This window comes from Rhizobium tibeticum (genome assembly GCF_900110205.1).
In the GTDB taxonomy this organism is placed as follows: Bacteria; Pseudomonadota; Alphaproteobacteria; order Rhizobiales; family Rhizobiaceae; genus Rhizobium; species Rhizobium tibeticum.
The window spans coordinates 18,852-32,528 of record NZ_FOCV01000014.1 but is presented as its reverse complement, the minus strand read 5'-3'; the positions used below and the strand labels follow the sequence as shown (position 1 = coordinate 32,528).

14 protein-coding genes are annotated in these 13,677 nt (G+C 60.9%); 6 read left to right on the top strand and 8 right to left on the bottom strand.

Annotated elements, in window-relative coordinates:
• Positions 1-49: 49 nt before the first annotated feature.
• The gene (locus BSG20_RS16715; protein WP_024312780.1) at positions 50-370 is read left to right on the top strand and encodes a 2Fe-2S iron-sulfur cluster-binding protein; all 321 of its coding nucleotides are present in this window, start codon (positions 50-52) and stop codon (positions 368-370) included.
• 292 nt (positions 371-662) lie between these two features.
• Here the strand turns inward: BSG20_RS16715 and BSG20_RS16710 are convergent, their stop codons facing one another.
• Positions 663-1,289 carry a DUF922 domain-containing Zn-dependent protease gene (locus BSG20_RS16710; protein WP_072376939.1) on the bottom strand — a complete coding sequence of 209 codons (627 nt, stop codon included), beginning with the start codon at positions 1,287-1,289 and terminating at the stop codon, positions 663-665.
• A gap of 98 nt (positions 1,290-1,387) precedes the next feature.
• On the opposite strand from BSG20_RS16710, the gene folP reads away from it, so the two are divergent.
• From folP to folK, 3 genes are read left to right on the top strand one after another with little or no spacing between them, the layout of a single operon-like run.
• Entirely contained in the window at positions 1,388-2,254 is an 867-nt protein-coding gene (gene folP, locus BSG20_RS16705) for a dihydropteroate synthase (RefSeq protein WP_072376941.1), read from the top strand.
• Complete coding sequence (gene folB / locus BSG20_RS16700) at positions 2,251-2,619, top strand: dihydroneopterin aldolase (RefSeq protein WP_024312777.1); 369 nt, start codon at positions 2,251-2,253, stop codon at positions 2,617-2,619. Before folP ends, folB begins: the two co-directional genes overlap by 4 nt.
• Complete coding sequence (gene folK / locus BSG20_RS16695; protein WP_072376943.1) at positions 2,612-3,130, top strand: 2-amino-4-hydroxy-6-hydroxymethyldihydropteridine diphosphokinase; 519 nt, start codon at positions 2,612-2,614, stop codon at positions 3,128-3,130. Before folB ends, folK begins: the two co-directional genes overlap by 8 nt.
• A gap of 52 nt (positions 3,131-3,182) precedes the next feature.
• Here folK and BSG20_RS16690 read toward each other — a convergent pair whose 3' ends face one another.
• The 4 genes from BSG20_RS16690 to BSG20_RS16675 all read right to left on the bottom strand — a co-directional run bounded on the left by BSG20_RS16690 (position 3,183) and on the right by BSG20_RS16675 (position 7,071).
• On the bottom strand, positions 3,183-3,734 hold the full coding sequence (locus BSG20_RS16690) for a hypothetical protein (RefSeq protein ID WP_024312775.1): 552 nt from the start codon (positions 3,732-3,734) through the stop codon (positions 3,183-3,185).
• Positions 3,735-3,943: 209 nt separating this feature from the next.
• Positions 3,944-5,023 (bottom strand): YcjF family protein, encoded by a 1,080-nt coding sequence (locus tag BSG20_RS16685; protein WP_072376945.1) that lies wholly within the window; start codon positions 5,021-5,023, stop codon positions 3,944-3,946.
• Complete coding sequence (locus tag BSG20_RS16680; RefSeq protein WP_072376947.1) at positions 5,020-6,495, bottom strand: YcjX family GTP-binding protein; 1,476 nt, start codon at positions 6,493-6,495, stop codon at positions 5,020-5,022. Before BSG20_RS16680 ends, BSG20_RS16685 begins: the two co-directional genes overlap by 4 nt.
• A 78-nt stretch (positions 6,496-6,573) precedes the next feature.
• Positions 6,574-7,071 carry a SixA phosphatase family protein gene (locus BSG20_RS16675; protein WP_072376949.1) on the bottom strand — a complete coding sequence of 166 codons (498 nt, stop codon included), beginning with the start codon at positions 7,069-7,071 and terminating at the stop codon, positions 6,574-6,576.
• Between the two features lie 272 nt (positions 7,072-7,343).
• On the opposite strand from BSG20_RS16675, the gene dksA reads away from it, so the two are divergent.
• Entirely contained in the window at positions 7,344-7,763 is a 420-nt protein-coding gene (dksA, locus tag BSG20_RS16670) for an RNA polymerase-binding protein DksA (RefSeq protein ID WP_024312771.1), read from the top strand.
• 71 nt (positions 7,764-7,834) lie between these two features.
• On the opposite strand, the gene BSG20_RS16665 is transcribed toward dksA, so the two are convergent.
• Entirely contained in the window at positions 7,835-8,848 is a 1,014-nt protein-coding gene (locus BSG20_RS16665) for a flagellar biosynthetic protein FliO (protein ID WP_072376951.1), read from the bottom strand.
• 287 nt (positions 8,849-9,135) lie between these two features.
• On the opposite strand from BSG20_RS16665, the gene cckA reads away from it, so the two are divergent.
• A complete protein-coding gene (cckA, locus tag BSG20_RS16660; protein WP_072376953.1) occupies positions 9,136-11,736 on the top strand; it encodes a cell cycle histidine kinase CckA in 2,601 nt (866 codons plus the stop codon).
• A gap of 30 nt (positions 11,737-11,766) precedes the next feature.
• Here cckA and BSG20_RS16655 read toward each other — a convergent pair whose 3' ends face one another.
• Positions 11,767-12,693 (bottom strand): pseudouridine-5'-phosphate glycosidase, encoded by a 927-nt coding sequence (locus tag BSG20_RS16655; protein WP_072376955.1) that lies wholly within the window; start codon positions 12,691-12,693, stop codon positions 11,767-11,769.
• Between the two features lie 28 nt (positions 12,694-12,721).
• Complete coding sequence (locus tag BSG20_RS16650) at positions 12,722-13,666, bottom strand: carbohydrate kinase family protein (protein WP_072377002.1); 945 nt, start codon at positions 13,664-13,666, stop codon at positions 12,722-12,724.
• Positions 13,667-13,677 lie beyond the last annotated feature (11 nt).

The window sequence follows — 13,677 nt, the reverse complement described above, 5'->3', positions numbered from 1 at the left end:
GTTGGAAGAAAAATCCAGACCCTCCCATTGACGACTACCGGAAATCATCATGCCCAAACTGACCATTGTCGCCTTCGACGGCACGCGCTTCGATCTTGATGTCGATCAGGGATCGACCGTTATGGAAAATGCCGTGCGCAATTCGGTGCCGGGCATCGAGGCCGAATGCGGTGGCGCCTGTGCCTGCGCGACCTGTCATGTCTACGTCGACGACGAGTGGACAGAACGCGTCGGTCCGCCTGAAGCCATGGAAGAAGACATGCTCGATTTCGCGTTTGACGTGCGTCCGACGTCGCGCCTATCCTGTCAGATCAGAATGAAGGCAGCCCTGGATGGGCTTACCGTCCACGTGCCCGAGCGCCAGGCCTGATCCACTGCATTCCCCAAAAAAAAGCCTCGCTGGCCGCTAGACGAGCGAGGCGAGGTAGGCGCATTACCTACGGACGAGGGAGGATCATCCGCGGCTTCGCAACGCGCCAGGAGAACCCAGGAGCGAAAGTTCGGGCTTACGGACCTGAACTTTCGAATGTCTGAATATTACCGCGTTGTGGTTGATTTAGCTAGACTGAGAAATAACCACTAAATCACTGGGGCGACTGCAGTTTCACACAAGTTTTGTTACGCGGCTAAACTTCTGTGATCGCCTTGAGCTTCAGAATCAGCTATCTTGCGCCGCCGGATATTCTGATCCGATTGTTCAGAAGTCTCATCATTCGGCTTTGAAAATTGACGGCTTCGATTCGGTCGAATCGGGCCTGCAGCCGGTCGTGTTCCTCGATGCCGCGTGTCGAAACGTCGGTCACTAATTCCTGCATGCGCTCGCAACTGGGCTGCGCAGGAAGCGCGAGGATCTGCCTTTCCATTGCGCGTGCCTGGTTTCGCGCAATCTCGGCATGACGTTCTTCGTGCCGCTTGATGTCGCTCGAGAGTGCATCCCATATCATCGACAGCTGCTTGCTGGCGCCTTTGCGGTTGGTCCAGCGGGGCAGGATGATCTGCGTGTGGACGGTGACCTTGGCGCTGGCGACCCGGCATCTCCCTCCCGCCTGGACATAGGTGGCGTCGCCGCCGAAGCGGATCTTGGTCGCACCCGGATGGCGAGCCGACGAACCGCTTGCGGTCGGCCCGTTGGCGCTCAGTTGCTGATCGAGTTGGTCGGCGGTTTTACCCTTGATGGCAAAATAGGAGTAGCTTCGCGTCGCGATCACGGTGGCGGCGGCTGGACCGCACGCTGCTACGGCCATGGAAAAGCCGAGGAGGAGAGGCATATAACGCGATACGGAAAGCATTCTGCAGATACTCATGTTGAAGTTTGCCGGAGCTTGGGGCATAGCCACGCCCAGCGCAATATCGCTAGCTTTTTTTTCGATCGATAGGATGAATACCGTTGGCACGGCTTGGGAGCAGTTTCTGGCGCGTCGGGCATGGTCGTGAGATCGGACTGGGCGCGCGTGCCGTGATCATGGCAATCGTCAACGTGACGCCGGATTCCTTCTCGGACGGTGGGCGATACGAGACCGTCGATGCGGCGGTGACGCATGCCCTCCAAGCTGCCAACGAGGGCGCTGGGATCATCGATATCGGCGGCGAATCGACACGTCCCGATGCGGATGTCGTCAGCCCTTCCGAAGAGCAGGCACGCGTGTTGCCGGTGATCGAGGCACTGCGCGGCAAGACCGATGCGCTGATCTCGATCGATACCTATCGAGCTGAGACCGCACGGCTTGCCGTCTGCGCAGGGGCCCATATTGTCAACGACGTATTCGGGCTGCAGAAGGAACGCGAGATCGGGAAGATCGTTGCCGATACCGGCGCAGGTCTGTGCCTGATGCATACGGGCCGCGATCGGGAGAAGCTTCCGGATGTGATCGCCGACCAGTTTTTCTTCCTCGAACGCTCGCTAGAAATCGCTTCGGCCGCAGGTGTTTCGAGGGATCGCATCGTGCTCGACCCGGGCTTCGGCTTTGCCAAGGATACGGAAGAAAATGTGGAGCTGATGGCGCGTTTCGGCGAGTTGCACCGCTTGGGATTGCCGCTGCTTGCCGGCACCTCGCGCAAACGTTTCGTCGGCGCCATCACAGGCAGGCAAGCCGCCGAGCGGGATGCGGGAACGGCAGCGACTAGCGCGTTGCTGCGTCTGGCCGGGGCTAGCATTTTTCGCGTACACGATGTCGCAATCAACAGGGATGCTTTGGCAATCGCCGATGCTATGCTCGCGGCGAGCCATAGCTGCGAGCAAGGAAACCTGGCATGAGCACTACGTACACTATTACGCTTCAGAACTGCGCCTTCTTTGCCCGCCATGGCGTTCATGACGAAGAGGAGTTCCTCGGCCAACGTTTCTTTGTGGATGCCGAGCTCGATGTCGTCGCCGGCGATGCCCTGGAGAGCGATTCCATCAATGACACGGTCAACTATGGCATTGCCTTCACCGTGATCGAGGAGATCGTCACGGGTAAGCGTCGCTATCTGATCGAGGCGCTTGCGCTTGATATCGCCAAGGGGCTCAGTTCGAAATTTCCGCAGATCAAGCGTGCAAAAATCACAGTCCGCAAGCCGAACGCACCGGTGCCGGGCGTTCTCGATTTCGTTCAGGTGAGCGTCGAACACTTTGCCTGAGGTCATTTTCCAAACGGCAACGCTCGGCCTTGGGGGCAATCTCGGCAAGCCTATTCATGCAATAGCCGTCGCTCTCAGAGCGCTTGACCAGCGACCCGACTGCCGGGTGGTTGCGGTATCGCGGCTCTATCGCACGCCGCCCTGGGGCAAGACCGACCAATCCTATTTCTTCAACGCTTGCGCTGCCGTCGAGACGACGCTTGGCCCGGAGGCGCTTCTCGATGTCTGCCTGGATATCGAACGGGGGATGAAACGAGAGCGTATCGAGCGCTGGGGGCCGCGGACGCTCGACATCGATATTCTGACCTATGCCGATGTCGTTCAATCCGCGCCACGGCTGGAGCTTCCGCACCCGCGCATGAAGGATCGCGGCTTCGTTCTGATGCCACTTGCCGACTTTGCTCCGGAGCTGCTTGTCCACGGGGCACCCGTTCGCGAATGGTTGGAGAAGGCCGATGTGCAGGGGATCGAAGTGGCCGATCACAGCAGCAACTGGTGGCATGCGGCCTGAACTAGAAAAACGGCGGAAAGTCCGCCGCTTCAAAAGGCCCGCACCAAAAAACCTACTCGACGGAACCGACGGTGATTTCGTCGACTTGGCGCGTGAGCGTCAGGCCGATAACAGGGATCATCTGGCTTTCGACCTTGACCGAAACGGTAACGTTCATGGTTTTGTCGTCGCGGACGCGGGCGATCATGGCGCCGTTAAGCTTGGAACGGTTGAGGCCGACGACCACCGTATCCTGGGTAACGGCACCCGATATGACGTCGAGTCCCTTGCCATCGGCGCCATCGAGGAACTTGCCCTTGTAGGAATTGCCAGACTGGGTGATGAGCGCGGTCATCGGCTGCTTGAAGACGCCGACCCTGCAGCTTCCGTCAAGCTTGATGCCCGTGCCGCCGGCGCTCACCGGTTCGCCGACGAGATTGCAGGTGAATTTCGTGCCTTTGTACTTGCCGGCAACGATCTCGCCGGGGCCTCTCCAGGCGCCGGCAACGGACTCGAAGAAGGCCTTGTCACGTGTTGCCGCTGTTGCGGAAGGAGCCATGTCGGCGACCGGCGACAACGCCACCGCAGCCAGTCCGAAAAGAAGAAGAAACTTGCGTGAATACATGGATTTTCCCTAGCGACACCATCGCTTAACTGGTCCCAAGTTTTGCCGAAAAATGGTTAACGGTTGGTTTCCTGCAAGCCTGAAAGCGCTGACAACAGCGCGTTCCACAGCCGCCGTAGGCCGATACCGGAGCGCTAGCGCCTTGAATTCATGGCAAGTATTTTCGGGTGTCGTTTGGCGCGTGGCAAGCACGACAAAACTCTCAATCTTCAGGAATTCTTATCACGCGATGTCATGGATGGCGCGAGGTCCCCAATGAAGTCGCCGATTCCCGGCCGTTTCAGGGCATGGAACGAAAGGGGACGGCAAAGGTCCATGGCGGCGATTCCGATGCGGGCCGTCATCAGGCCGTTGATGACGCCTTCGCCGAGGCGTGCCGACAGCTTCGACGCCAGCCCATGGCCAAGCACCTGCTGCACGAGGCTATCGCCGACCGCAATCGAGCCGGTCACGGCAAGATGCGCCAAAACGTCTCGCATGAGCCTGATCATGCCGAGCGTTCCCGGCCGCCCTCCGTAGAGATCCGCCATAGCCCGGACGAGTCGGGCGGCCTCGTAAAGCACGTAGAGCAAGTCGACGATGGCACGCGGGCTGACGGCGGTGACGATGGAGACTCGCTTCGAAGCATTGACGATCAAGGCGCGCGCCTGCCGGTCGAGGGGCGCCAGAAGCTCGCGTTCCGCAAGGGCGATGAGATGCGGCGCGTCGATGATATCACCCTCTGTCCCTTTCAGCGTGGCGCGGCCCTTGGCCGTCTCGGGCTTGCCGGAGAGCAGGGTTTCCAGCCGCTTGACCAGCGCGCGCGCCTTCGCCGGCTTCGTCTCCACCATGGCGGCCTCGGCTTCGCTCTTGATCGCCTGCACGGCCGTTAGCCGCATCATTCCGGCTGTCTCGCGGATAACGATGGTGATCACCGCCAGCACGCCGATTGCGAGTGCCGCAAGCGCTGTATAGCCTAGCCAATCTGCGCGGCTGAAGAGATTGCGGATAAGGCTGTCAGTCCAAAGGCCGAAGGCAAGCGAAAAGAGAACGCCAAACGCGGCCGCTGCGATTTTCGCAAACGAGGTGCCGCGATTGCGCGGGACCGCGACTGGAATTGGAGGGACATCCTTCTCAGGATTGAGGAAAGGATCATCCTCGTCAGCGGTCAACACGATATCGTCTGTAAAGCTACCCGGTCTTCGCTGGCCACGTTTGGTTTCGGTCGTCGGCCGAGCCGGTGCGTCCTCCTCATAGGAAAAGGCAGCCGGCGCGCGGTGTGCGGGATGTTCGGATGGTGGCTTGATCATGCGAGGCGATCTCCGAACAGAAACTGCATGGCACGGTCGAGGCGAATATGCGGGACCGAAAGCTTTATGCCGCCGTCTGTCTCTTCAAGGTGCGGTGGGCGAAAGCGTACGACACTGACATCGGGCAGGGCGACGTCACGATCTCCAGATTCTATGCGCTCGAACAGGCTCTGCGGATCTTCCGGCAGATCGCCGGGAAATATCGCCGTCTTCTTGAGGCCGTCAAAGCATTCTGCGCCGATGGTTTCACCCTCCATCGGTGTTCCAACAATAACCGGTAGCTCATGGCCATCGCGTTTCACAGTCGCTTCGCGCGTGGCCCGGACCGAGGCAAGTGCCATGACGTCAATGCCTGCGCCTGCCATACCAATGCGGTGCACGGCACGATCGACCAGGCGCCGGGTGAGGGCGTCGAGCCGGTCATGGCTTTCATGGTGCAGGTGGTCGGCCTTCGTTGCCGCGACGAGTACGCGATCGATACGGCGGCCAAGCAATGACGACAGCCATGAATTCGTGCCCGGACGAAAGCACGCCAGAACGTCGGTCAGGGCGCGCTCGAGGTCCTGAACTGCCTCCGGGCCGCGGTTGATAGCCTGCAGCGCATCGACGAGCACAATCTGTCTGTCGAGGCGGGCGAAATGTTCGCGAAAGAAAGGCTTCACCACGACCGATTTATAGGCCTCGTAGCGCCGCTCCATCATCGCCCAAAGCGATCCTTTTTGCGGTTTGGCTTCCGGTGGAGGCGTGAGCGGCGCAAAGGTGAGCGCGGGCGAGCCATCGAGATCGCCCGGCAGCAGAAAGCGTCCAGGCGGAAGTGTGGAGAGCGAACGTTCGTCGGCTTTGCAGGCCTTGAGGTAATCGGCAAAAGACGTGGCGAGGTCGCGGGCGCGCATTTCGTCTGCTGAAGCGTTAACGTCCGTGGCGTGGGTGAGGGCCAGCCAATCGCGCGAGAGTTCTCCACGTATGCCCGTTCCCGCCAAGGCGATCGTTTCCTCGCTGAACGCGCGGTAGTCCTTTCCGAGCAAAGGCAGGTCCAGAAGCCATTCGCCGGGATAATCGACGATATCGATCGACAGCCGACCCGGCGAGAGGAGACGGTTCCAGGCGCTGGCACTTTGATATTCGAGCGTGATGCGCAATTCGGATATCGCCCGGGTGGAATCGGGCCATACGCGATCCTTCACGAGAGAGCGGATATGATCTTCGTATTGGAAGCGCGGCACGGCATCATCCGGTTGCTGCTCAAGCCGCACCGCCGACACACGACCGGACTGCACGGGCTCGAAGAGCGGCACGCGGCCGCCGTGCAGAAGATTGTGGACCAGAGAGGAAATAAAGACCGTCTTGCCGGAACGCGAGAGGCCGGTGACGCCAAGGCGCACAGTGGGATTGATCAGGCCCGATGCCCGGTCCGCAAGATTGTCCAGGGCGATGCGCGCGTCATCGGAGAGGGAGGTCAGGCTGGGCGGCAAGGCGGAGTTCCGGTTCTAGTCGTGACAAGCCATATAGGAACCGCAGGTCGATGCGAAAAGACGGTCCGCGAAAAGACCTTAGTCGATCACGAAATCAACAAGGCGCCAGCCTGCCAACCTGCTGTCATAGTCCAGAACTGCAAGGCCGGCAGCCGGAAAGCCGCTCGGCAGTGCCTGACAAAGCGCCTCGTGGCCGATCAGCACTTCTAGCGTTTGTTCCATGGTCGGGTTGTGGCCGACGAGCATCACCGAGCTGGCCCCTTCTTGCGCATCGATGATCTCGAGGTAGATGTCCGGTGAGGCATTATAAAGTTCGTCGACGAATCGAAGATCGAGCGTAGAGCCCATAGCCCTGTGCACAGCATCCGCCGTGTCCCGGCAACGCGCCGCTGTCGAACTGAGAAGCAGATCCGGCCGATAGCCCTTGTCGGCCGCCTTGTCGGCGACGATCTCGGCGTCCGCGTAGCCTTTCTCGCTCAGGGGGCGGTCGAAATCACGCTGCCCAGGTGCTGCCCAAGCGGCTTCGGCGTGCCGCAGCAGATAAATCCGGGAGGGCGGAGGCGTGATTGCAGCCATAGGAAAATCCACGTCGAAGGGACTTTTTCAGTAGCGGGTGAGCGGCCCGTGCGTCAACCGTAGCGGAAGGTGTTGCCGCCAAATCAGGGGTATGAAAGTGGGGGTTACCGGGAGGAGAATATGCGCCCGGCGGAATAGTGGTGAGAAAATAGTCTGTTAGCTCAAAAATATGACAGATTTAAAAAACTGTTTACCTAGCGTATTTGGCTTGAATCAACGGTAGTCCTCGCGATATACACCCGCCAGATGAGATGTTCTTCAGGAGAATCGCGTTGAGTGAGAAGATCGATCTTAGCAACTACGTACCCTCGGAAGAGGAAGAGTTCATGAACGGTAATCAGCGGGCTTATTTCAGAGCCAAGCTGGTCGCCTGGAGGAACGATATTCTGAGAGAGGCGCGCGAAACCCTCGACCACCTGGCGGAGGAAAGCGCAAACCACCCGGATCTTGCTGACAGGGCATCGTCCGAAACCGACCGGGCTATCGAATTGCGTGCCCGCGACCGCCAGAGAAAGCTGATTTCCAAGATCGACGCAGCACTGCAACGCATCGAAGACGGCACCTACGGCTATTGCGAGGAGACCGGCGAGCCAATCGGCCTCAAGCGGCTTGACGCTCGACCGATCGCGACGCTCTCGATCGAGGCCCAAGAACGGCACGAGCGCCGGGAAAAGGTCTACCGGGACGAATGAGCCCGACATTCTGACAACAAAAAGGGCACCGCGCAAACCGCGGTGCCCTTTTGCTTTGTTCGGTCGGTCCACTATTTGTCGCGATTGACGCTCATCTCGCCGAAGATGCGGGCGACTTCATTCTGAAGTGCGGCATCTGCGCCGGTGAGCGGGGCCATGTCAGGGTCACGGCGAGGCAGGTTTCCGGGCGCCGGGCTAGGCCTTGCCGCGGGCGCTTGTGGTGCCGGCACGATGCGCTCGGCGGCAAGCGTGCTCGTCATCTCCTCCTCGAGTATGCGCTGGAAGTCGCTCGGCTGCACTGCAGGCGCCAGCGTGCCAACTTCGACGAATGCCGATGCGGGCTGCACCGGCGCGGGCGTGTTCTGGACGGAGGGCGGGGTGAGCTGTGGCTCGGTGCGCTGTTGCGGCAACACGCGCTGGCGGGCGGAATCGAGGATGTCTGCGGCAACCGAGGCCTCGATCGGCGCAGGCGCCTGACGCGGTTCCGGTCGCGGCTCGAACGACGGCGCCGGGCGCGGCGCACGTTCACGTTCGGCGATAACAGGCGGAGACGAGGGCGGCGTGGCGACGATTACCGGCTCGGGTCGGGCTTCGATCGGCGCGCGTTCGGGCACGTAGGGTTCAGCTGGCGTGTGGCTGCGGACCGGCGCATTCTGTGGTTCAGCCGGCGCGATGCGAACAGGCGCGGGCGCCTCGGACGTCGCCTCGAGCTGCAGCGGCATCACGGGGACAGGGACTGGAGCCGGAGCCGAAGCCCGAGCAGGTTGATCCGCCGTCTCAGGCGATTCCGCGTCGGCAGCCTCGCCAATTCGGCTCTCGATGACGACATCGGTCGGTCCGCCGATCATGATCAGATGCTCGACGTCGTCCCGCCGGACGAGGACGAGACGCCTGCGCGCATCGACAGCCGCCGCATCAAGAACCTGCAGCCGCGGCTGGCGATTGCGGCCGCCGCGCACAAAGGGCGAAGGCGCGCGGCTGCGCATGATCCAGAGCACGACAATCAGCAGCAATAGAGCTATGCCGACGCCGCCGGCGGCCAGAAGGAAGCGGCTCCCATAGGCTCCCATGAGATCATCGAACATATTGGCTTACTCCCTTCGCGGTTTTGAACCAGCTGGCGACTTTACCACTTCGTAGACAAGTCCCGTTGGCCTTGTCCAGTCATGCCAACCCGAAGTGGAATTCGAACATGCTTTCTTAACAACGCATTTTAATGGCGAAATTGGCGCTCTTCGCTGTGAATTCAATCAGTCTTCACAGAGACCAGTGTTTTTGCAGAGACCGCAAATTGGTAAGAAGGAAAAGACGCCTGATTCCTGCTTTGTCTCGCTGTTACGAGTGAAGCCCGGCAGGCCATGCGAGGGAATAGATGACGAGACCGCGTCAGGCCGACGATTATAGCGAACCGCTCTTGGACCGCGGGGGGCGCACGGGAACGGCTTTGCGCATCATCCTGCTTGCGCTTGTGCTCATCGGCGCAGCCGCCGCGTTTGTCGTTTTCAAGAGTTCTTTGGACAATGAAATGGTACTCGGCGTTCTCGGCGTGCTTGCCATGGTCGGGATTTTCTTCCTCGTGTCGTCGGTGATCGGCTTTATCGAAGTCATGCCACAACGGCAGTCCGACAGCCTGGCGCGAGCATTCTTGAACAGCCACCCCGATGGGTCTCTTATAACTGACGAGAAGGGTCGCATCGTTTATGCGAATGCGGCCTACGGCGAACTGACCGGTGCCCGCAAGTCGACGGAGGTTCAGACGCTTGAAGCGCTGCTGTCGCGGCATAGGGAGTCGAACGAAGCGCTCTATCGTCTCTCCAACGGGCTGCGTGAAGGCCGAGAGGGCAGCGAGGAATTCCGCCTGTTGCGGTCGCTTGGCCCTTCAACGAACAGTGCCGGAGCGCATTGGTACCGCCTGAAAGCGCGGAGCCTGCACAGCGAGGAGATCGGGCGCAAGCCGCTGCATATCTGGCAGATCAGCGACATCACCTCCGAGCGCGACGACCAGGAGCGGTTCTTCAAGGAGTTACAGAATGCGATCGACTATCTCGACCACGCACCGGCCGGGTTCTTTTCAGCCGGCCGCAAAGGGGAGATCTTCTATCTCAACGCAACACTGGCGGAATGGCTCGGCATCGATCTCACCAAATTCGTTCCCGGTTCGGTAACGATTGGCGATTTCGTTGCCGGCGAGGGACTTGCACTCATTCAGTCGGTGCAGGCCGATCCGGGCCTGAAGAAGACCGTGACGCTCGATCTCGACCTGAAAAAGATGAACGGTCAGAGCCTGCCGGCGCAGATCGTCCACAGCGTGACGTCGATGCGCGATGGTGCGCCTGGAGAAAGCCGGTCGATTGTGCTCACGCGCCAGAAGAGCGGTGAGAGCGATCAGTCCGCGTCGGCGGCTGCGATGCGGTTCACCCGTTTCTTCAACAACACGCCGATGGCGATTGCCTCGGTGGACGGCGAAGGCCGCATCCTGCGCACCAATGCGCCGTTCCTGAAGCTGTTTTCCGGGATAGTCTCCCGGAATGATGTGGAGAACGGCGCTTTGCTCGAAGTCATTGTTCAGGACAGTGACAAGTCGAAGCTGCAGCAGGCGCTTGCGGCGGCGAAGGACCGGCAGGGCGATATCCCTCCAATAGACTCCCGCACACCAACGGATGAAGCCCGCCATTTCCGTTTCTACGTCAATGCGGTGATCGACCAGAGCGATGAGGCGCCGGAAGAGGCCGCGATCGTCTATGCCGTCGAGGTGACGGAGCAGAAGGCGCTCGAGGCGCAGATGGCGCAGACGCAGAAGATGAACGCCGTCGGCACCCTCGCCGGCGGCATCGCGCACGACTTCAACAACGTTCTGACGGCCATTTTGCTGTCGTCCGATCATTTGCTGCTGCAGGCGCGACCGGCCGACCCTGGCTTTGCCGACCTGATGGAAATCAAGCGCAACGCCAATCGTGCCGCCGTGCTCGTTCGGCAACTGCTGGCGTTCTCGCGCAAGCAGACGATGCGGCCAACGGTGCTCAATCTGACCGATGTCGTCGGCGACCTCAGGATGCTGGTCGACCGCCTGCTTTCCGGCACGAATGTGAAGCTTGACGTCGAGTACGGCCGCGATCTCTGGCCTGTTAAGACCGACCTGTCGCAGTTCGAGCAGGTGCTTATCAACCTCTGCGTCAACGCGCGCGATGCCATGCCGCAGGGCGGCAAGCTGACACTTCGCACGAAGAACGCAACGGCGGAGGAGGTGGCAGCATTCAATTACTCCTACATGCCGCACGAGGACATGGTTCTCATCGAGGTTTCAGACAACGGGACCGGCATCGCGCCCGAGATCATGGACAAGATCTTCGAGCCCTTCTTCACGACGAAGGAGGTGGGCAAGGGAACGGGCCTTGGTCTCGCGATGGTCTACGGCATCGTCAAGCAGTCGGGCGGCTACATTCAGCCGGAGTCGGAAGTCGGCAAGGGTACGACTTTCCGCGTCTTCCTGCCGCGCCACATGGTCGAGCTGGCTGTTGCCGCGGAAGCTGACGCTGTCACGCCCGCCATGGGCGCGCCCGCTGAACAGGCGCCGACACCGTCGGAGCAACCCGAGGATCTGACGGGATCTGCCGTCATTCTGCTCGTCGAGGATGAGGAAGCAGTACGCCGGGGCGGCAAGCGCATGCTCGAGACCCGCGGCTATACGGTTTACGAGGCCGGCTCTGGCGTCGAGGCGCTCGATATCATGGACGAGCTCGAGGGCAAGGTCGACATCGTCGTCTCGGATGTGGTCATGCCGGAGATGGATGGTCCATCGCTGCTGCGCGAACTGCGCAAGACCTATCCGGACCTGAAGTTCATCTTCGTTTCGGGCTATGCCGAAGATGCATTCGCGCGCAACCTGCCGCCGGATTCCAAGTTCGGCTTCCTGCCGAAGCCGTTCTCCCTGAAGCAGCTTGCTGTCGTCGTCAAGGAGACGCTCGACAGTTAAGGGGCGCCGCGGCGCCCCTTTTTCAAACGACTATCCTGCGAGCGCGACGGCAATTTCTGCCGCCAGTCGGGCATTGTTTTCCACCAGCGCGATGTTGGTCTTAAGGCTCTGGCCGTCGGTCAGATCAAAGATGGTGCTGAGCAGGTAAGGAGTGACCTCCTTGCCGCTGATTTCGTCGCGTTCGGCGCTGTCGAGCGCCCGCTCGATGTAGATCTCCATTTCTTCCCGCGGGATCTCGTCTGCCTCCGGCACGGGGTTGGCAATCAGCATGCCTCCGTCGATACCGAGCTGCTCGCGCACCGTCTGGAAGTTGGCGATTGCGGCCGGGCTGTTGAGCGTGAGCGGACTGCGCAATCCGGAGGCGCGCGACCAGAAGGCGGGGAATTCCTCGCTTTCATAGGTGACAACAGGCACGCCCGCGGTCTCGAGCACTTCCAGGGTCTTCGGAATGTCGAGGATTGCCTTGGCGCCGGCGCAAACGACGATGACGCCGGTGCGGCCAAGTTCCTCGAGGTCAGCGGAGACATCGAAGGTTTCCTCGGCACCGCGGTGGACGCCACCGATGCCACCGGTGGCGAAGACCTTGATGCCGGCACGCTCTGCGGCGATCATCGTAGCTGCCACGGTCGTTGCGCCGTGACGGCGCTCGGCGATCGCAAAGGCGAGGTCGGCGCGCGAGACCTTCAGGACATCCTTGGCCTGCGCCAGCTGCTCCAGTTGATCGGCTTCGAGGCCGATGTGCAGCGTACCGTGAATGACTGCGATGGTGGCCGGGACGGCACCCTCCTCACGAATGAGCGCCTCGACGCTGCGGGCCATCTCGATGTTGCCGGGGTAGGGCATGCCATGCGTGATGATGGTCGATTCGAGCGCCACAATCGGCGCGCCGCGCTGCTTGGCGCTTGCGACCTCTTTGGAATAGGCGATCGGCAGGAGGGGGGAGATCGGTTTCGTCATTGTCTCTTCCATTTCGTCGGTATTGCCTTCAATGCAAAATTCTCGCCGGTGGAACAAGCGAAAGTGTCTCCCTGACCAAATCCGGGGAGAGGTTTTCATTGACGGCGTGCGGAGACTGTACCGTAAGAGCTGCGGCAGCAGCGCCCTCCCGAACGGCATCGGCCAAGGGAATCCCGCGCATCAATCCGGAAATAACGCCGGCCGCAAGCGAGTCGCCGGCGCCTGTGACATCTGCGACGCCTTCGATGTTTGCCGGCTGCAGGGCAACGACGCGGCGATCGGCAAAGGCGATCAGTTCGCGCTGGCCGCGCGTGACGACGCCGCCATGCAAACCGATGTCACCCAGCAGTGATGGCCAGTGCGCCGGATCGTTGGGGCGTTCGCCCGTCAGCGCCGCGGCCTCTGCCTCGTTGAGGAAAAGATAGTCTATTCCTTGAATGCACGGCTTCAGCTTGATTGCCTTCGCCGGGGATATTGCGATCGCGCCCACCGCCTTGCCGAGCGCTTTGGCGCGCTCGACGATCGACGCCAGGGTGTCTGCCGGCAGGTTGGCATCGAAGAGGATGAAATCAGCCGCGGCAAAGGCGTCGCGGACGGCACGGATCGAGAGCCGGCGCGGCATGAACATGCGGTAGAGATCCATGTCGGCAAGGGCAATCACCAGGTTTCCGTCGTTCTCGATGATGGCAGTATAAGTCGGCGTCTTCCGATCCAAGAAAACGAAGGGGCGATCGTGAACACCTGCGAAATCGGCTGCCTCGCTGACCATCTCGCCGACTGGATCGCCGCCACGGGGCGAGATCATCGTCACGTCGAAGCCCAGCCGGGCAAGGTTGCGCGCCGCATTGAAGCCGCCGCCGCCTGGCTCCTCGAACCATGAGCCCGGATTGCTGGCGCCGGCCACCGTGGCGCCGGAAATGCGTCCGCGCCGGTCGAGGTGTGCGCCGCCGAGGACAAGAATCTTCTGCTTCATTTCATCGTCCT